The 17,601-nt window shown below is 72.8% G+C and carries 15 protein-coding genes; 9 read left to right on the plus strand and 6 right to left on the minus strand.

Annotated elements, in window-relative coordinates; genetic code table 11:
* Positions 1-59: 59 nt before the first annotated feature.
* The 9 genes from ACMCNK_RS12225 to ACMCNK_RS12265 all read left to right on the plus strand — a co-directional run bounded on the left by ACMCNK_RS12225 (position 60) and on the right by ACMCNK_RS12265 (position 9,203).
* A complete protein-coding gene (locus ACMCNK_RS12225; protein WP_412736522.1) occupies positions 60-716 on the plus strand; it encodes a TetR/AcrR family transcriptional regulator in 657 nt (218 codons plus the stop codon).
* Between the two features lies 1 nt (position 717).
* A complete protein-coding gene (locus tag ACMCNK_RS12230; RefSeq protein WP_412736523.1) occupies positions 718-2,454 on the plus strand; it encodes an ABC transporter ATP-binding protein in 1,737 nt (578 codons plus the stop codon).
* A 52-nt stretch (positions 2,455-2,506) separates the two neighbouring features.
* Positions 2,507-4,471, plus strand: coding sequence for an ABC transporter ATP-binding protein (locus ACMCNK_RS12235; protein ID WP_412736524.1), 1,965 nt, complete (start codon positions 2,507-2,509; stop codon positions 4,469-4,471).
* Between the two features lie 66 nt (positions 4,472-4,537).
* Positions 4,538-5,065 (plus strand): hypothetical protein, encoded by a 528-nt coding sequence (locus ACMCNK_RS12240; protein WP_412736525.1) that lies wholly within the window; start codon positions 4,538-4,540, stop codon positions 5,063-5,065.
* 109 nt (positions 5,066-5,174) lie between these two features.
* Positions 5,175-6,062, plus strand: a complete 888-nt coding sequence (locus ACMCNK_RS12245; RefSeq protein WP_412736526.1) for a family 16 glycosylhydrolase — start codon at positions 5,175-5,177, stop codon at positions 6,060-6,062.
* Positions 6,063-6,072: 10 nt separating this feature from the next.
* Positions 6,073-6,477, plus strand: a complete 405-nt coding sequence (locus tag ACMCNK_RS12250) for a nuclear transport factor 2 family protein (protein WP_412736527.1) — start codon at positions 6,073-6,075, stop codon at positions 6,475-6,477.
* A gap of 203 nt (positions 6,478-6,680) precedes the next feature.
* On the plus strand, positions 6,681-8,402 hold the full coding sequence (locus ACMCNK_RS12255) for a hypothetical protein (RefSeq protein WP_412736528.1): 1,722 nt from the start codon (positions 6,681-6,683) through the stop codon (positions 8,400-8,402).
* A 31-nt stretch (positions 8,403-8,433) separates the two neighbouring features.
* Entirely contained in the window at positions 8,434-8,952 is a 519-nt protein-coding gene (locus tag ACMCNK_RS12260) for a hypothetical protein (protein ID WP_412736529.1), read from the plus strand.
* On the plus strand, positions 8,952-9,203 hold the full coding sequence (locus tag ACMCNK_RS12265) for a helix-turn-helix transcriptional regulator (protein WP_412736530.1): 252 nt from the start codon (positions 8,952-8,954) through the stop codon (positions 9,201-9,203). The genes ACMCNK_RS12260 and ACMCNK_RS12265 overlap by 1 nt, the downstream gene beginning before the upstream one ends.
* A 23-nt stretch (positions 9,204-9,226) precedes the next feature.
* Here the strand turns inward: ACMCNK_RS12265 and ACMCNK_RS12270 are convergent, their stop codons facing one another.
* The 6 genes from ACMCNK_RS12270 to ACMCNK_RS12295 form a co-directional block, all read right to left on the minus strand.
* Positions 9,227-10,114, minus strand: coding sequence for a sulfotransferase (locus tag ACMCNK_RS12270; protein ID WP_412736531.1), 888 nt, complete (start codon positions 10,112-10,114; stop codon positions 9,227-9,229).
* A complete protein-coding gene (locus ACMCNK_RS12275; protein ID WP_412736532.1) occupies positions 10,111-11,679 on the minus strand; it encodes a lipopolysaccharide biosynthesis protein in 1,569 nt (522 codons plus the stop codon). The genes ACMCNK_RS12270 and ACMCNK_RS12275 overlap by 4 nt, the downstream gene beginning before the upstream one ends.
* A complete protein-coding gene (locus ACMCNK_RS12280) occupies positions 11,676-13,046 on the minus strand; it encodes an O-antigen ligase family protein (RefSeq protein WP_412736533.1) in 1,371 nt (456 codons plus the stop codon). The genes ACMCNK_RS12275 and ACMCNK_RS12280 overlap by 4 nt, the downstream gene beginning before the upstream one ends.
* Complete coding sequence (locus ACMCNK_RS12285) at positions 13,039-13,962, minus strand: glycosyltransferase family 2 protein (RefSeq protein ID WP_412736534.1); 924 nt, start codon at positions 13,960-13,962, stop codon at positions 13,039-13,041. The genes ACMCNK_RS12280 and ACMCNK_RS12285 overlap by 8 nt, the downstream gene beginning before the upstream one ends.
* Positions 13,955-15,583, minus strand: coding sequence for a lipopolysaccharide biosynthesis protein (locus ACMCNK_RS12290; RefSeq protein WP_412736535.1), 1,629 nt, complete (start codon positions 15,581-15,583; stop codon positions 13,955-13,957). Before ACMCNK_RS12290 ends, ACMCNK_RS12285 begins: the two co-directional genes overlap by 8 nt.
* Before the next feature lie 101 nt (positions 15,584-15,684).
* Positions 15,685-17,589 carry a hypothetical protein gene (locus ACMCNK_RS12295; RefSeq protein ID WP_412740825.1) on the minus strand — a complete coding sequence of 635 codons (1,905 nt, stop codon included), beginning with the start codon at positions 17,587-17,589 and terminating at the stop codon, positions 15,685-15,687.
* Between the last annotated feature and the right edge of the window lie 12 nt (positions 17,590-17,601).

A 17,601-nucleotide genomic window follows, 5' to 3' on the forward strand; every position in this document is an offset into this window, starting at 1 on the left:
CGGGCGGGCGTGACAAATGTCAGTGGCTGAGTGAGTGCTCGCTCATTAGGATCGGCCGGGTGACAGCCCAGCAACGCCGCCGCCGCGTTCCCGCGCTGGCGGCCGAGGAACGGCGCGCCGCGCTGGTGGCGGCGACCGTGCCGCTGCTGCACCGGTGCGGGCTGGAGATCAGTACGCGCCAGATCGCCCAGGCGGCGGGCGTCGCCGAGGGCACCATCTTCGGGGTCTTCCCCGACAAGCAGTCACTGGTCGTGGCCGCGCTCATGCAGGCCCTCGACCCGCAGCCGACCCTGGACGCGCTGGCCGCCATCGACCCGCACGCCGGGCTGCGGCAACGCCTCACCACGGCAGCGAACCTGATCCATCAGCGCTTCGCGGGCAACGCCCACCTCATGGCCGGGGCCCGCGGACTCACCACGGGCGCCGACATCGCATCGAGCGCCGCACAGGCCCGCCACGCCATGGCGGACTCCCGGGAACGGCAGCTCACCGCGCTCACCGCGGTCATCGCCCCGGACGCCGCAAAGCTGCGCCGCTCCCCCGCCGACGTCGCCCGGCTGCTGCTGCTGTTCTGCGGCGCCAACACGTACGGGCCGTACGGCGACCCCGAGAACTTCGACGGCGCCGAGACGGTGTCGCTGCTGCTCGACGGGCTGTTGACCGTCCCTGAGAACCACACCTGTCCGACCCAGACCGAGACCCCGAAGGTGCCGTGAGGTGCTGATCAAACTCATGCGGGCGCATCTGCGCCCGTACCGCAGAGCCATCACGCTCATCGTGCTGTTCCAGTTCCTGCAGACGCTGGCGACGCTCTACCTGCCCACACTCAACGCCGACATCATCGACAACGGCGTCGTCCCGGGAGACACCGACCATGTGATCCGGGTCGGCGCGACGATGCTCGGCATCACGCTGATCCAGATCGCCGCGCAGATCGTCGCGGTCTACTACGGTGCACAGACCGCGATGGCGGTCGGCCGCGACGTCCGGGCCGCCATCTTCGGCCGGGTGCAGGACTTCTCGGCCCGCGAGGTCGGCCAGTTCGGCGCGCCGTCGCTGATCACCCGGACCACCAACGACGTCCAGCAGGTACAGATGCTGGTGCTGATGACGTTCACGCTGCTGGTCTCGGCGCCCATCATGTGCGTCGGCGGCATCGTGCTCGCGCTGCACCAGGACGTACCGTTGTCCGCTCTGATCCTGGTCATCGTGCCGGTCCTGGTCATCCTGGTCGGTCTGATCATCTCCCGGATGCGGCCGCTGTTCCGGTCCATGCAGGTGCGCATCGACAAGGTCAACCGGGTGATGCGCGAGCAGATCACGGGCATCCGGGTCATCCGGGCCTTCGTCCGCGACGAGCACGAACAGGATCGGTACGGCGAGGCCAGCGAGGAACTGATGGACGTGTCGCTGCGGGCCGGGCGGCTGATGGCCATGATGTTCCCGACCGTCATGCTCGTGGTGAACCTGTCCAGTGTGGCCGTGCTGTGGTTCGGCGGGCACCGCATCGACTCCGGCGAGATGCAGGTCGGCGCGCTCACCGCGTTCCTCAGCTACCTCATGCAGATCCTCATGGCGATCATGATGGCCACGTTCATGTTCATCATGATTCCGCGGGCCGAGGTGTGCGCCGACCGGATCGTGGAGGTGCTGAGCACCGAGTCCAGCGTCCGGCCGGCCGCGAACCCGGTCCGGGCGCTGCGCAGCCACGGCCAGTTGGAGCTGAAAAACGTCGAGTTCCGGTACCCGGGCGCCGAGGCGCCGGTGCTGTGCGGGGTGGACGTGGCGGCCCGCCCCGGCGAGGTCACCGCGATCATCGGCAGTACCGGCAGCGGCAAGACCACCCTGCTCAACCTCGTTCCGCGGCTGTTCGACGTCACCGGCGGGGAGGTGCTGGTCGGCGGCGTCGACGCCCGCGAACTCGACACCGCGCTGCTGTCGCGCACGGTCGGCCTGGTGCCGCAGAAGCCGTACCTGTTCACCGGGACGGTCGCGTCCAACCTGCGCTACGGCAACCCGGACGCCACGGACGAACAGTTGTGGGAGGCGCTGGACGTGGCGCAGGCCCGCGAGTTCGTGGAACGCATGGACGGCGGGCTCAACGCGAAGATCGCGCAGGGCGGCACGAACGTCTCCGGCGGCCAGCGCCAGCGCCTGGCCATCGCCCGGGTGCTGGTGCACCGGCCGGAGATCTACCTGTTCGACGACTCGTTCTCCGCGCTCGACTACGCCACGGACGCGGCGCTGCGGGCGGCGCTCGCCGACCGTACGGCGGACGCCACCGTGGTGATCGTGGCCCAGCGGGTCAGCACGATCCGCGACGCGGACCGGATCGTCGTGCTCGACGACGGGGTCGTGGTGGGTACGGGCACCCACGCCGAACTGATGGACACCAACCCGACGTACCGGGAGATCGTTCTTTCCCAGCTCACGGAGCAGGAGGCTGCAGCATGACCGAGTGCACCGAGCGGAGCGAGGGCCGCGAGGGCATGCCAGGGGGTGCAGCATGACGGCGCCGGTGAGGCGGGCCCAGGCTGGGCCGCCAGTGGGTGGGCCTGCGGCGCGGATGATGGCCGGGCAGATGCCGCCGGAAAAGCTGGAAGACTTCCGGGGCTCCACGAAACGGCTACTCGGGCTGATGCGGCCGCACCGACTGCTCGTCGCGCTCGTGCTGTTGCTCGGGGCGGGCAGCGTGTTCCTGTCCGTACTCGGGCCGCGGCTGCTCGGGCACGGCACGGACCTGATCTTCTCCGGGGTGGTCGGCAAGCGGCTGCCCGCCGGGATGACCAAGGCCGAGGCGGTCGCCGGGCTGCGGGCCGAGGGCCATGCCAACCAGGCGGACATGCTCGCGTCCATGGACGTCGTGCCCGGCCAGGGCATCGACTTCAACCGGCTCGCCCACCTGCTCGCCTGGGTGTTCGTCGTGTACGCGTGCGCCTGGATCTTCGGGGTGCTGCAGGGCCGGCTGACCGCCCGGGTGGTCCAGGCCACCGTGTTCCGGCTGCGCGCCGAGGTGGAGGCCAAACTGTCGCGGCTGCCGCTGTCCTACTTCGACAAGCAGGCGCGCGGCGAGGTGCTCAGCCGGGCCACCAACGACACCGACAACATCGCCCAGACCCTGCAGCAGACGTTCGCCCAGCTCATCACGGCGCTGCTGATGATCGTCGGCGTGCTCGCCATGATGCTCTGGATCTCGCCGCTGCTGGCGCTCATCGCGGTGCTGACCGTACCGGTGTCGATTCTGATCACCACGAGGATCGGCAAGCGGGCGCAGCCGCAGTTCGTGGCGCAGTGGGGCACGACCGGCCGGCTCAACGGACACATCGAGGAGATGTTCTCCGGGCACTCGCTGGTGCAGGTGTTCGGCCGCCAGGCCGAGGCCGCCGCCACGTTCCGGCAGCACAACGAGAAACTGTACGCGTCGAGCTTCCGCGCCCAGTTCATCTCGGGCCTGATCCAGCCGGCCATGATGTTCATCGGCAACCTCAACTACGTACTGGTCGCCGTGGTGGGCGGCCTGCGGGTGGCGTCGGGTTCGCTGTCGCTGGGCGACGTGCAGGCGTTCATCCAGTACTCGCGGCAGTTCAGCCAGCCGCTGACCCAGGTGGCGAGCATGGCCAACCTGGTGCAGTCCGGGGTGGCCTCCGCGGAGCGGGTGTTCCAGTTGCTCGACGCGGAGGAGCAGAGCCCCGAGCCGGTCGGCTCGGCGCTGCCCCGGCCGGTGCGCGGGCGGATCGCGTTCGAGGACGTGTCGTTCCGGTACCTGCCGGACAAGCCGCTGATCGACCACCTGTCGCTGGCCGTCGAGCCGGGGCAGACCGTGGCGATCGTGGGCCCCACCGGAGCGGGCAAGACCACGCTGGTGAACCTGCTCATGCGCTTCTACGACGTGACCGGCGGGCGGATCACCCTGGACGGGGTGGACATCGCCGCCGTGCCTCGCCCGGAACTACGGGAGAACATGGGCATGGTGCTGCAGGACACCTGGCTGTTCGGCGGCACGATCGCGGAGAACATCGCGTACGGCGCGGACCACCCGACCACCGAGAAGATCGTCGCGGCGGCCGAGGCGGCGCACGTGGACGGCTTCGTACGCATGCTGCCCGACGGCTACGACACCGTGATCGACGACGAGGGCTCCAACGTCAGCGCCGGGCAGAAGCAGCTCCTCACGATCGCCCGGGCGTTCCTGGCCGAACCGAGCATCCTCATCCTCGATGAGGCGACCAGCTCGGTCGACACGCGGACGGAGGTGCTGATCCAGCGGGCGATGAACTCGCTGCGGGCCGGGCGGACCAGCTTCGTCATCGCGCACCGGCTCTCCACGATCCGCGACGCGGACGTCATCCTCGTCATGGAGAACGGCGCGATCGTCGAGCACGGCACGCACGACGAGCTGATCGCCGCGGACGGGGCGTACGCCCGGCTGTACTCGGCCCAGTTCGCGGAGGCGGCGGTCGAGGTGGACTGAGCGGGCGTCCAGTTGATCATCGGCAAACCGGCGAAACACGGCGTGTCGCGTCGTAGGGTTTGCGATATGAAGGCGCTTCTGAACTCCCTGACCGACGCCGAGTTGGGGCTGGTGCGTGAGACCGAGCGCGAGCAGATCGTTGCGGCCGACGAGGACACCCTGGTGGACCTGCACCTGCGGATCCGCCGCGCCCGGGACAAGTACGTGGGCCTGTACCGCCGCCAGGCCAGCGCCCGTGTCTCGGAGTACGGGGGCCGGGGCAAGGCGCGGCCGAAGAACACGCGCAACGCCGAGAAGGCGGAGGTCTTCGAGGACGCGCTGTCCCGCGTCAGCCGGCAGCTCGCGGTCGCCGCCCGGCGCAGCGCGCAGCAGCTGCGCAGTGAACGCCTGGCCGCCGCCCGGGAGGCCCGCAACATGGCGCCGCCGACCGTGGCCCAGCGGCGGGGGGCGACCGGCCCCAAGGCCGCGAAGCGGGCGGCGCCGGCCAAGCGGGCGTCCCCGGGGGCCGGTCAGGCCGCCCGTAAGCGGCAGGCGGCCAGCGCCGCCGCGGGCGCCCGCCGGCAGGCCCGTCGCGACAGGCCCGCCTCCGCCTGACTCATACCCGCACGGCAGCCGACGGCCGCATCGGCGGCGGTCGACGTGGACTGTCGACGCTTCGCTACGCTCGGCCCCGATCGACCACCTCCCCCGAAGGTTGGGACCGTTGCGTCTGCCCAGGGTGCGCCCGCCCGCCCGTCGCCTGGTGCCCGTGATCGCCGGCGGCGCCGCGGCGCTCGCCGTCGCCGCCGCGCTCGCCATCACCATCCTGCCGATCCGCGAGGACCCGGCACCCCCGCCGGTCGCTGCCCCGCCAAGCGCCGCCGCCCCGGCCGGCTGGCGCCTCGTCTGGTCCGACGAGTTCGACGGCACCGCCATCGACCGTCGCCGGTGGCACGTACGTGCCCGCGAGGGCCGCGACGTCGACGCGGGCTGCAACGTCGACAACCCGCGCAACGCCTTCGTCACCGGCGGCACGCTCGTGCTGCGCGCGCTGCGCGAGACCGTCCCGTGCGGGCGGCAGACCCGCCGCTACAGCCAGGCGTACCTGGACACGATCGGCAAGGCGTCGTGGACGTACGGCCGGTTCGAGATCCGCGCCAAGTCGCCCAATCAGCCGCACACCTCCACCGGGGTGTGGCCCGCGTTCTGGCTACGCCCGGACGACAGCGGCCACGGCGAGATCGACGTGACCGAACTGCCCGGCGGGGCCGCCTGGTCCGACCGGTCCACCGCAGCGATCTTCCACGACTATGCGCCGGTCAAACAGGACAGCCGCGTCGCGTTGCCCGGCGGCGGCCACCCGGGCGACGGCTTCCACACGTACGCGACGGAGTGGGACGCCACGTCGCTGCGCTGGTACGTCGACGGCACCCTGGTGTGGACCCGCGACCGGGGCACCACGCCGTGGTTCGACGAGGTGTTCCACAAGCCCTACAACATCCGGCTCAACCTGCAGATCGGTGGCTGGCTCGGCGAGCCGGACGCGCAGACCGCGTTCCCCGCGGACTTCGTCGTCGACTACGTGCGCGTGTATCAGGCGTCGCCTCGGTAGGCTGGAGAGAGTGACCCTGAAACATAGAGAGCTCTACGAACGGTACGTGTACGCCGGCGCCATCAGCCGCAACGCCGACGCGGTGGCGGAGATGTTCACCGAGGACGGACTGTTCGAGGCGCCGCTGGTGCCGCCCGGCCACCGCCTGCCCGGCCGCCTCGAAGGCCGCGAGGCCATTCGCACAGGGATCGCTGCCTATCACGACGACCCGCAATACCAACGCACGGTCGACATCGAACGCTCCCGGTACGTGCTGCACGACACCACGGACCCGGACGTCTTCATCGCGGAGATCGACACGGGATTCATCGCGCCCGGCGGACGGCGCACCACCATGTCACTCGTGCAGATCTTCCGGCTGCGCGACGGCCGGATCGCCTCGCTGCGCGACTACTTCGCCCCGCCCGCCGGGTGACGGCCGGCAGGGCCGGCGCTCAGCCCTACGGCTCTGATCCATCCGTGTCATCGGCAAGGCGCCGCCTGCTGGGCCAGCTCTGAGCCTGCTACGGCTCTGATCCACTCATGTCATCGGCGAGGCGCCGCCTGCTGCGGGCGGGGTGCTCGGACGCCCCGCCCGCGTCGCTGAGCCGCGCATCGAAGGACCGCTATTGTGTCCGCGTGCGGCAGCATTCCAGCCACGTCGATGTTCCCGGCCACGTCGATGTTCCCGGGCAGCGCCCGCCGTCGGACCCGCTCGTCGGCCCTGCAGCGGCCGACCTCTCGGGCGGTTCCATCGCGCCTGCCCGCGGGGACGACACCCCGTCCGGCCTGTTCCGCGACCGGGATGACCCTCGGCGGCGCACCGACGGGATCGGCTGGGTCACCCGGGCGGTCTTCGGCGACCCGCGGCTGCGGCTGAGCCTCGGCGCCGACCCTGGCGCCGCCCCTGGCGCCGCCCTCACGTACGCGATGGTGCCGTCGCTGGAGCGGGCTCGGTTCCTGCTGCCGCTGGCCGGGCGGCGGGTGACCGGGTCGTCCGTGCTGGCGTACAACGCGTTGCGGCCGCCGAAGGTGCGCGCGGGCCGGGCCGCGATCGGGCTGCTCGCGTGGGCCGGGGCGCTGCGGCTGACCGGAGCGCCGGCGCTGTCCGTACATGTGCCGGACGGGGTGGATCCGGCCGAGGTGCTGCTCTGCGCGCACCTGGCCGGCCTGCTGGGGGTGCCGCGGCTGCACGCCGCGATCGGGGTTCGGCCGCCCGACCCGCACCACAAGCCGACCCTGCAATTGTTCGACGATGCCGGGCGTCCGCGCGGGTACGCGAAGCTCGGCTGGAACGACGGCACGCGGGCGATGGTCCGCGCCGAGGCGGCGACCCTGGCCGACCTGCCCGGACCCGGCGGGGACCTGCCCGCGGTGCCGGAGCTGGTGTTGCATACCCGGTGGCGCGAGCGGGAGGTCGCGGTCGTGGCGCCGATGCCGCGCCGGGTTCGCCGCGTGCGCCGGCCGGACGAACCGCGGCTCGCCGCGATGCTCGCAGTCGCCCGCCGCGGCGGCCCGGCGGCGGCACCTCGGCCGCTGCGCGGTTCGCCTCTGCTGGACGACTGGCGCCGCCGGGCGGCCGCGGTCCCGGCCTGCGTCTCGGCAGTGCCCGAAGGCCCGGCAGCGCCCGAAGGCCCGGCAGCGCCCGAAGGCCCAGCAGCGGACGACGCGGCTTGGTCACCGGCGCCCAGGGGCCCCCGTCGGCGGCCCGACTCGGCAGCCGGCGAGGCAGCCGCGACAGGCAAGGCCGCCGCAACGGGCGACGCAGCGGCAACCGGCTCGGCGACGCCGACCGCCGCCGGCCTCCCGTCAACCCCGCCCGCAATGGCCATCGGCGATGCGATCGACGCGATCGAGGCCCGCGACGGCGAACTGACCTGCGAGTTCGGGGACTGGCACGGCGACTGGGTGCCGTGGAACATGGCCCGGCACCGCGACCGGCTGTACGTGTGGGACTGGGAGAACCGCGGATCCGGCGTACCGGTCGGGTTCGACCTGGCTCATCAGGCGTTCCAGACCGCGCTGTCGCTTCGGGCGCTCCCGGCCGCGCAGTGCGCGGCGGCGGCCGATGCGATGCTGCACCGCCATGGGGCCGCCCTGGGACTCGGCGCGGCACACCGGCGGCTGGTCGTGGACGCGTATCTCGTCGAGTTGTGGCTGCGGACGTACGAGCTGTCGGGCGGCGGAGCCGGATGGAATCCGCGGCTGCATCCCGCCCTGCTGCACGTCCTGGCGGCACGACTCGGCCCGGGTGCAGCGGCGCGCCCGGGCGCCGATCCCGCGTCGGCGCGGCGAGCGCGCGGATCGGCAGGCGGCCCGCCACTCGACCTCGCAGAACCCCGGGATGTTAAGCCGACTTGACGTCAATAGAACTTTACTTGATGATGTTGCCATGACGACGATGACCGCGCCCCCGGGGCGCAGAAGCATCACCGGCCGCATCGCCCGCTGGGCCCTCGACTTCGACGGCGACATGTACGGCGACGAGCGCGAGCGCCTGCACTGGTACGAGGGCATCGCGACCGCGGCCGGCCTGCAATGGATGGCCGTGCCGTGGGCTGGCGCCGTGATGGTCTGGGTCGGCGGGCGCCAGGCCGTCGTGCCGCTGACGGTCGTCCTCGTGGCGCTGTACCTGCCGATGTTGCTGTGCCTGACCTACGTCAGCCGGCGACGCGTCGACACCGCGGCGCGGAGCTGGCCGTTGAAGCGGATCGTGGTGACCACGCTCTACGGCCTGCCGTACCCGGTGTTCATGGCCGGGGCGCTCAAGCCGTACAGCACGGATGGCGACCTGATCCGCGGCGCCGGTGTGGGCGCACTCGTCGGGGGCGTGCTCGCCGTTGCCGTTCTGGCGATCCAGACGCGCCGGCGCCGGCGGCGAGAGGCCATGGCGCTCCCGGACGCCGACTGATGCGGGCCGCCGCCGGCGGGCCGGTACGGGCGACCGGTGACGCGCCGATGCCCGGAGCCCTGGTCCGCGCCGCACGCCGGGCTGCGGGGCTGACCCAGCAGGATCTCTGCGCGACGGTCGAGGTCAGCCGCCAGACGATCATCGCGATGGAGACGGGCGACTACGCGCCCTCGGTGTACCTGGCGATCCGGGTCGCGCGGGCACTGGGGACCACGGTCGAAGAGTTGTGGGGAGCGGCAGCCTCCCCGTGACATCGCCACCGGGGCCAAGCGGGTCAGGACCAGTCGAAGGACATGCCCAGCCGGGCCGCCAGCGCCGCGTTGTACGGCCGGTAGTACGCGCTCAGCTCCGCCCGTACCTGCTCGTCCATGCCCCGGCTGGGCCGGTCGTTGAACACGTCGTACGAGGACAGCTCGTGCGGGGGCAGCCGGAGGAAGTCGAGCACCCGCCCGTACGTGGCGGCGGGCTCGGAGTACAGCGTCTCGCTCGGCACGAACAGCAGTTGGCGGCGGTCGAAGTGGCGCAGCCACGGCTCCAGGTGTTCCAGATACCGCCCCCGCGCCCGGTACGAGTACCAGTCGTACGCCGTACTGTGATAATCCGGCTCCGCGATCAGCCGATCCCGCTCCCCCGCCGTGCGCTGCGCCTCGGCCGCGAGTGCCGCCGCGAAGTCCAGCGGTTCGGTGCCTTCGGTGCGCCGCTCCTTCCAATGGGAGTACGCCCGCTGCACCGGGTCGCGCAGCAGCACGATGATGCGGGCCCCCGGCATCAGCGTGTGGACGCGCTCGGCCGCCAGCGGGTGGAACATGTACAGCGGTGCGGCCTCGCCGACCCGGCACGCGGCGCCGTGCCGGCGCTCCAGGGCGTCGCGCTGCCGCTGGGTCGGGAAGTGCGAGCGGTACCACGCCTCGCCGCGGGCCCAGTTCTGCTCGAAGTAGTGCGAGGTCTTGGTGTTCCAGGCGGGGAACAGCCGCGGCACGAGCGGATGGCGCAGCAGGTAACGCCACAGCGACGTGGTGCCACCGCGTTTGGTGCCGATGATGAGGAAGTCCGGCAGGGGGCGCCGGTCGCTGGTCCGCTCGCCGTAGCGGACCAGCAGGCCGCGTACCCCCTCCCGGGCGTGCCGGGGCGCGACCTGCTTGATGCGGTCCTTGACGGTCATGGGACAACCTCCGGTGTGGACGGACGATCCGGCGATTCGGTGGGGACCGCGCCGCGGGCGGGGCGCAGCAGGATGACCACGGAGCGCAGCAGCGCCCGTACGCGGACGCTGGCGAGCAGCGCGAGCGCACCCGCGGCGAGGACGCCCAGCGCGACCGCCAGCCCGCCCGGCCCGCGGCCGGCGACCGCGACACCGACGGTCGCTGCGGCACCGGACGCCACAACCACGGCCGTCCCGGTACCGGCGAGGGCACGTCCGGCCAGCGGCTCGCCCAGCGCGCGCCGGGCGAGCACGGCGGCGATGACGTTCTCCACGACGATCCCGGCCGACCACGCGAGGGCCGCGCCGAGCGCACCGTGGCGGGGGACGAGCAGCACGCAACCCAGCAGGTTGAGGGTCAGCCCGGTCGCGGTCGCGGTCAGGTGGCCGCGGCTGTTGCCGCTCATCAGCAGCACGGTCTGCACCGTGCCGACGCCGACGTTGACCAGCATGGCCAGCGACAGCACCACCATCGGCGCGGCCCCGGCCGCGAACGGCGCGCCGAACAGCGCCAGGAACGCGGGCGCGAACACCGCCAGCAGCAGGTACGCGGGCCAGGACAGCAGCACCACGACGCCGGTGATGCGGCGGTGCACCGCGGCGGCCTGCGCCCGCTGTCCCGCGCCGAGCAGCCGGGACAGCTGCGGGGCGATCGCCACCCGCAGGCCCTGCATGACGAGCAGGCCGGCCAGCACGTACCGGCCGACCGCGCCGAACACGCCGGCCTGCGCGGGACCGGCCAGCGCCGCGGTGAGCAGCACCCCGAACCACATGCTGCCCGCGTCGATCGCGGTGGACGCGGCCCGGGGCAGCGCGAACGACCAGAACCAGCGCCGGTCCGCCGCGGTGGGCCGCAGCCGGGCACCCCGGGTCAGCCCGAGCGGGCCCGCCACCAGCAGCGCGGCCGCCACCGCGGCGGCGGCCAGCGGCAGCAGCCACCCGGCGAACGCGGCCGTCACCGACCCGCCGGCCGCGACCGCCGCGCCGATCAGCAACGGACGGGCCATCGGCACGCCGACGAGCTGCACCCCCACGTACGCGGTGACGGGACGGGTGGCCCGGACCGCGGCGAGCAGGACGGTCGCGGCGGCGAACACGGGCACCCCGGCGAACGCGAGCCGTACCGGCGCCGGATCGCCGGAGCCGAGCAGGGCGGCGCCGACCGCGGGCGCAGCCACCCATCCGGCGACCGCGACCACGGTGGCCAGCCCCAGCGTGGGCACCACGGCCAGCGGCAACAGCCGGGCGGCGTCGCCACCCGGTCCCCCGGTACGCCGCGGCAGCGCCCACATCAGACCGGTGTCCGCGCCCAGGCAGCACAGCGGCCCGAGGATGGTGACCAGAGCGATGACGCTGAACAGCGCCCCCGAGTCGGCCGCACCCAGTACCCGGGCGACGACCGCGGTCAGCACGAAGCCGCAGGCGCCGTTGACGGCCGCCCCGAGCAGCCCGACGGCCCCGTTGCGGGTACTGCGCCGCACCTCCGACTCGGTCCAGGCACCGGCCGGGGTGGCGACCGCGGTCACCGCGGCACCCCCGGCTCCCGGTTGACCGCACCGTCCACCGCGGCCAGGCCCAGCCCGATCCCGGCGCACAGCACAGACAGGTTCGGGTCGACGTAGCCGTAGAACGGGGTGACCACCGCCGCGATCACGGGCAGCGCGCTGAGCCACAGCCCGGTCGCGGTCACCGCCGCGGCCAGCCGCCGCGCCACCACGAACAGCAGCAGATAGAAGCAGAGCGTGGCGGGGATGCCGTGGCTGTACAGCAGTTGCCAGATCATGCCCTGGGTGCCGAGCGGCTCCGCGGCGTGCGTGGTGTCGACCGAGGCGGGCTGGCCGTACCCGAGCAGCGGGGAGTGCAGGACCGCGGCCCAGGTCTGCACGTACAGGTCGAAGCGGTCCAGGTTGGTGTCCGTGGTGGAGGTCCGGCTCTGGATCATGTCCACCACCGGGATGATCAGCGTGACCAGCCACCCCACCAGCAGGAGCACCGCGACCGGCACCAGCAGCCGCACCCGGCCGCGGGCGATCTCGCGGCCCAGCAGGTACAGCACGCCCGCGCCGAGGCCGATGAACATGCCCCGGTTCAGGGTCAGGAACGCGGGCACCAGCGACAGGGGCAGCGACACCAGCAGGATCACGCGCAGCGGGCCGTGCCGTACCGCGGTCAGGTACGCCAGCACGAACGGCACGAGGAACGCGTACCCGGTCCCCCAGTTGTTGGTGTACGGGTACGGCGCCGCCGGCCGGTAGATCGGGTTGGCGCTGGCCGGGTTGAACTCCGTGCTGTCCAGGTGCGTGAGGTCCTGCAGGAACCGCTGGGCGGCCAGCCCGCGCGGCAAGGCGAGTTCGACCGGGCTGGGCATGCCGAATTTCGGGACGAGCACCCCCAGCCACCCCAGCGCCACCATCCCCACCCAGTACGCGCACAGCGGCGCGGCGACACGGGCCCACGGGACCCGGTCCCGGGCCAGGTTGTACACGTACAGGCCGACGAGGAACGCGGTGCAGAACAGGCCGAGGCGCAGCCCGAACGTGCCGAGCCCGCCGAGCCGGTGCAGCCGTACCGCGCTGAGCGCCACGATGCCCAGGAACGCCAGCCACACCGTGGTGCCGGCCGGCAGGCGGATCCGCCCGCGCGTGGCCAGCAGCACGAACAGCAGCACCCCGAAGCACGGCCAGGCGAGCTGGAAAGCGCCGAGCGCCCACCACAACGGCATGAAGCCGAACATCAGGGTCAGCGGCCACACCGGCAGCCGTACGGTGCGGACCGCCCACGCGCCGCGGTCGCGGATCCCCGGCTCGACCGGCGCGACCGCCCGGGCCCGGACCGCGGCGACCGCCCGTACGGGCCATCGCAGCCGCCGGACCCGCACGGCGGTGTCAGACACCGCGGCCCCGCCTCTGCGCCATCCGCAGCACCCGCTCGCCGGTGACCAGCCCGAGGATCACGGGCACGGTGACCAGTACCCGCTTCTCCCGCCAGTTGAGCCGCAATACCGCGCACAGCTCCCGGATCGCTTCCAGCCGCCGGTTCCCGGAGGCCAGCGCGAACGCGATCTGACCGCGGATGCGGGCCGTCCCGGTGCGGCTGCGCAACAATTCCGGGTGCTGGCGCAGCAGGTAGCGCTGGGCCTCGACGATCGTGGCCCACCGTCCGAAGTAGAACGATCCACCGTGCCAGTCGACCACCACCAGCGGCTGGCGGCAGATCGCGATCGGGGTGTGCGCGGCGAGCCGCAGCAGCCACTCGTAGTCCTCGCTGTAGCCGCCGGGGATCTGCTCGTCCACCTCCCCCGCGGCCGCCCACGCCGAACGGCGCACCAGCATCGTGCTGGAGTGCACCTCCATGACCCGGTCGGCGATCAGGTCGTCGAGGGTGACCCGGTCGCTGGTCAGCACCCGTTCCTTGTCGATACCGGGGCCGCGCAGCCGCAGCCCGCAGCTCACCGCGCCGACGGCCGGGTCGGCGAGCAGCGCCACCTGGCGGCTCAGCTTGGCGGGCAGCCAGATGTCGTCGTCGTCGCAGAACGCCAGCAACTCGCCGGTGGCCGCGTCCACCCCGCTGTTGCGGCCACCCGGCAGGCCCTGCCGACGCCCGTTGGAGACGACCTTGAGACTCCGGTACGGGCCGACGGCCACGTCCAGCTCGCGGACCGGCACGTGGTCGTAGACCACGATGCACTCGACCGGGCCCGGATACACCTGGCCGAGGATCGCGGCGACGGCCCGTTCCAGCAGGCCGGGGCGGTCCCGGGTAGCGACGACGACGCTGACCGACGGGTACGGGAGCGCGCTGTCACCCACGCCGGCCCCCGGTGAGGACGAAGCCGACCGCCTGGGCGCCGGCCGACCGCAGCCGGTCCACGAGCCGGGTCAGCTCGACGTTGCGGGTGCGGTCGCGGGCGACCACGAGCAGGGCCACCCCGGACTGCGCGTCGCGCACGCCGCGCTCGTCGGTGTCCGACGGCGGCGCGTCGACCACGACGACGCCGCGTTCCGGCAGGTCGCCGAGGGGGCGCAGCCGCACCACACCGCCGCCGATCAGCACCGCGAGAGCCGCCCGTTCGTCGGCCGGCCGGTCGGGACGCGACGCCAGCAGCGGCGTGGCGCTCGGGCGCGACACCGCGGCCTCCATGACCATGGTGGCGTCGGGGTCACCCGCGGTCTGCAGGCCCGGACCGGTGGGCCGGGCGAACCCGGGCCGCATCGGCAGCGCCGCGCCGACGCCGGGCTGCGCCACGCCGTTGAGCCGCGGGGGGTCGGCCACGGGCAGCAGGCGCGGCCGGGGCGGGGTGCGCCGCTGGGCCGCGTACAGGATCTCCTTGAGTTCCGTCTCACTCTCGGCCGGCGCGGCCAGGTGCACGTCCTGGCCGGCCTCGGCGAGCGCGACCGCGAGGTTGCCGGTGACCGCGGTGCGGCCCTCGTCGTCGCGGCTGGACAGCACGATCAGCGGCCGGTCCGGGTGGCGGCCGAGCCATTTCAGTACGGCGAGGGAGACGTACCGGGCGTCGGCGGCCGCGCCCCCGTCACCGCCGCCGCGGACCGTGCCGAGCGCAGGCACCCCGACCAGATCGGCCGCCTGCTCCACGGAGCGGACCCGGCGGTCCAGCGCCTCCCGGGAATGCGCGACGAGCACGCCGACCAGCACGCCGCCGACCAGCGCCGCGAGCAGGTACAGCGGGGCGTGGTCGTGGCTGGACGGAACGGGGGTGCGCGCGGCGGCCGTGATCGCGCCGGGGCTCAGGTCCGCCGAGGAGACCTTGGCACGCGCGTTGGCGAGCTGGGCGAGCTGGTCGTTGAGCTTGCTGACCTGGTCCAGCATCGCCTGCACGCGGGGCGACGCGGGGCCGGGCGCGGTCGTACCGTCGTCGGGCAGTTCCTTCTGCGCGGCCTTGCGCTGGCTGGTGACCTGCTTGATCGTGCTGTCGTAGGAGAGCAGCAGGGCGGCGCGCTGCTGCTGGTAGATGGCCTCGCGCACCTTCAGGTACGTCTGGGCGGCGGCGTTCGCCCCGGTGATCGCCTGCGGCTCGGTGTCGCCTGCGTACTCGAAGCGCAGCACCTGGCCGCCGGTGGGCACCTCGACCGACAGCGCGTCGCGGACGTCGTCGGCGTCCCGTCCCAGCGTCTGCGCGGTGGCGTCGACGACCTCGTTGCCCAGCGCGATGCCGTTCTCGGCGGTCATGTTGATGGCCCGGTCGGCGCCGCCCGCGGGCAGCGTGAACGGGTCGGTCACCACGGGGCGCAGGACGACCACCGTGGTCGCGCGGTAGGTGGCGGGGAAGAACAGCAGGTAGCCGAGCGTGACCAGCACGACGGCAGCCGTGGTCGCCGCCACGGTCCGCCACCGGCGTACCGGGATCCGCACGACGTCGGCGAAGCCGACGACGCGCTGCCGGCCGCCCGCGACGGCATCAGTCACATCCATGGGAACTCCCCGCAACGTGTGGCCAGGCCCCGGCCGGTACGCCGGTGCCGCGGCGGTGCGGCACCGGCGTGCGGCCGGGGCGATGTGGTGCGGTTCCGCGCCTACGAGGTGGCGAAGAACAGGGTGGGGTTGGACCAGGTCGCCCCGGACTTCGCGCGGGCCACGACGGTCGCGGACGCGCCGTTGACCGCGGTGGCCGCGGCCGGGTCGAACGCGGCGGTCCGCAGCGAGCCGTCCGTCGAGCCGTAGACGATCTTGCCATTGACCCAGGTGAGACCGCGCACGGTACGCCAGTCGATGCCCGAGGTGGGCAGCGTGAACTGGGTGCAGCCCACGATCGACCCGTCCGGCTCCAGGTAGCGGTAGTACAGCGCGTTGCCGCTGGAGCTCGTGTAGTACATGCGGCCCCGCAGGAAGAACGCGCCGGTCATGGAACCGGCGGCGAACCAGGAGTTGAAGCCGCTGCTGACCCACGGGGCACCGGCGTTCCCGCCGGTGAACATGGAGATCTCCAGCAGGCTGCCGCTGTCCGCCCGGGTGTCCTTCTTGGCCCACCACAGCTTGTTCGACACCGCGAACGCGGCCTTGGCCGACGTGAGGTTCGGCTGGTTGCTCATCGTGGCCGCGCCGAGCCCGCCCGGACCGTACGGCACCTTGGTCAGCTTGCCGTTGCCCGCGCCCAGGTACAGGAACCCGGAGGCGGCCTGCGGCGCGTCGACCGGCGCAACCGTACGCCCGCCCGCGGTCGGGAAGAACGCCTGCCGGCCGTGGTACTCGTTGCCCACCCCGTCGGAGTCCTGCCCGATGAACACGCCGGACGGACCCTTCCAGATCTCCCACACGATCGGGCCCCACGCGGTGCCGCCGCTGGGCAGGTGGCTGCCCGGGGAGCGGCCCGGGTTCCAGGACATCGGCAGGCCGTTGCCCGGGTCGAGGGCGCCGAAGCCGTACCGGTCGACGGCACCGTCCCCGGCGTCGTCGTCACCGTTGGCGTTGTTCAGCCAGCGGAAGTGGCCGCCGACGTAAACCACGTTGTCGGCCGCCTCCAGCGAGGTGACCGAGTCGTGGCCCGTCCGGTCGACCCAGGTGGCGTCGAGGTTGCTGCCGCGCGCCGAGGTCTCCCAGCGGCTGATCGTGTCGCAGAAAGCGTCCCCGCCGAGGCCGCCGTCCGCGCCGATGACGAAGTAGCTGCCGTCGTCGGAGAAGTCGACGTCCCGGGCGTAGAACGGGAACGAGTCGATCTGGCAGTTCGGGGCGAACCGCTGGGTGCTCCAATCCGCCACCTTCGGGGTGCCGGACACGTCGATCATCACGACCTGCTCGCGGGACAGCGTGTTGACCTTCTTGAAGTTGCCGGACGCGACGACGGTCTTGCCGTCCGGCGACACCGCCAGCGCCCACACCAGCTCGGAGGAGGCGCGGGCGACGCTCGCGTCGATCTGGAACGACGAGTCGATCGCGCCCGTGGTGGCGTTCAGCCGGGCGAGCAGCGAGTGCTGGGTGCCGTTGACCCAGTGGAACGCGCCCGCGACGTAGAGGCTGTTGCCGTGCACGACCGCGCGGCGCACCACGCCGCCGTCGGCACGGCCGGCCCACTTGCTCACGGTCGCCCCGGTGCCGGGGTCCAGTTCGACGAGGTTCTTGTGGGCCGCGCCGTTGACCGTGCCGAAGTTGCCGCCCACGATCAGCTTGCCGTCGGGGCTGACCGCGAGCGTCTGCACCGCGTTGTCGAAGGTGGGCCGGAAGCCGGTCTTGAGCGCGCCGGTCGCGGCGTCGTACGCGATGAGGTAGCTGGCCGCGGACCAGCCGCTCGCCCCGGCGTTCTTCGCGCCGGTGAACGAGCCGCCCGCGTACACGGTGTTGCCGATCTGGGCGAACGCCCGCACGCTGCCGTTCTGCACGTGCGGGGTGGTGTCCGCGGGGTTCGCGGTGACGAGGGTGGAGGTGACGTTCGGTGGCACGACGACGGCGTGGGCGGGGACGGCGCTGAGCGCGACCGTACTCATCGCCACGACGCC

This window comes from Krasilnikovia sp. MM14-A1259, from assembly GCF_047159535.1.
Taxonomy (GTDB): Bacteria; Actinomycetota; Actinomycetes; order Mycobacteriales; family Micromonosporaceae; genus Actinoplanes.

Bases quoted from the DNA above. Each gene is read 5' to 3' on its own strand.
- ACMCNK_RS12295 (WP_412740825.1), bottom strand. From the start codon at position 17,589: ATGAGTACGGTCGCGCTCAGCGCCGTCCCCGCCCACGCCGTCGTCGTG.
- ACMCNK_RS12240 (WP_412736525.1), top strand. From the start codon at position 4,538: ATGAAGGCGCTTCTGAACTCCCTGACCGACGCCGAGTTGGGGCTGGTG.
- ACMCNK_RS12235 (WP_412736524.1), top strand. From the start codon at position 2,507: ATGACGGCGCCGGTGAGGCGGGCCCAGGCTGGGCCGCCAGTGGGTGGG.
- ACMCNK_RS12265 (WP_412736530.1), top strand. From the start codon at position 8,952: ATGCGGGCCGCCGCCGGCGGGCCGGTACGGGCGACCGGTGACGCGCCG.
- ACMCNK_RS12260 (WP_412736529.1), top strand. From the start codon at position 8,434: ATGACGACGATGACCGCGCCCCCGGGGCGCAGAAGCATCACCGGCCGC.
- ACMCNK_RS12270 (WP_412736531.1), bottom strand. From the start codon at position 10,114: ATGACCGTCAAGGACCGCATCAAGCAGGTCGCGCCCCGGCACGCCCGG.
- ACMCNK_RS12290 (WP_412736535.1), bottom strand. From the start codon at position 15,583: ATGGATGTGACTGATGCCGTCGCGGGCGGCCGGCAGCGCGTCGTCGGC.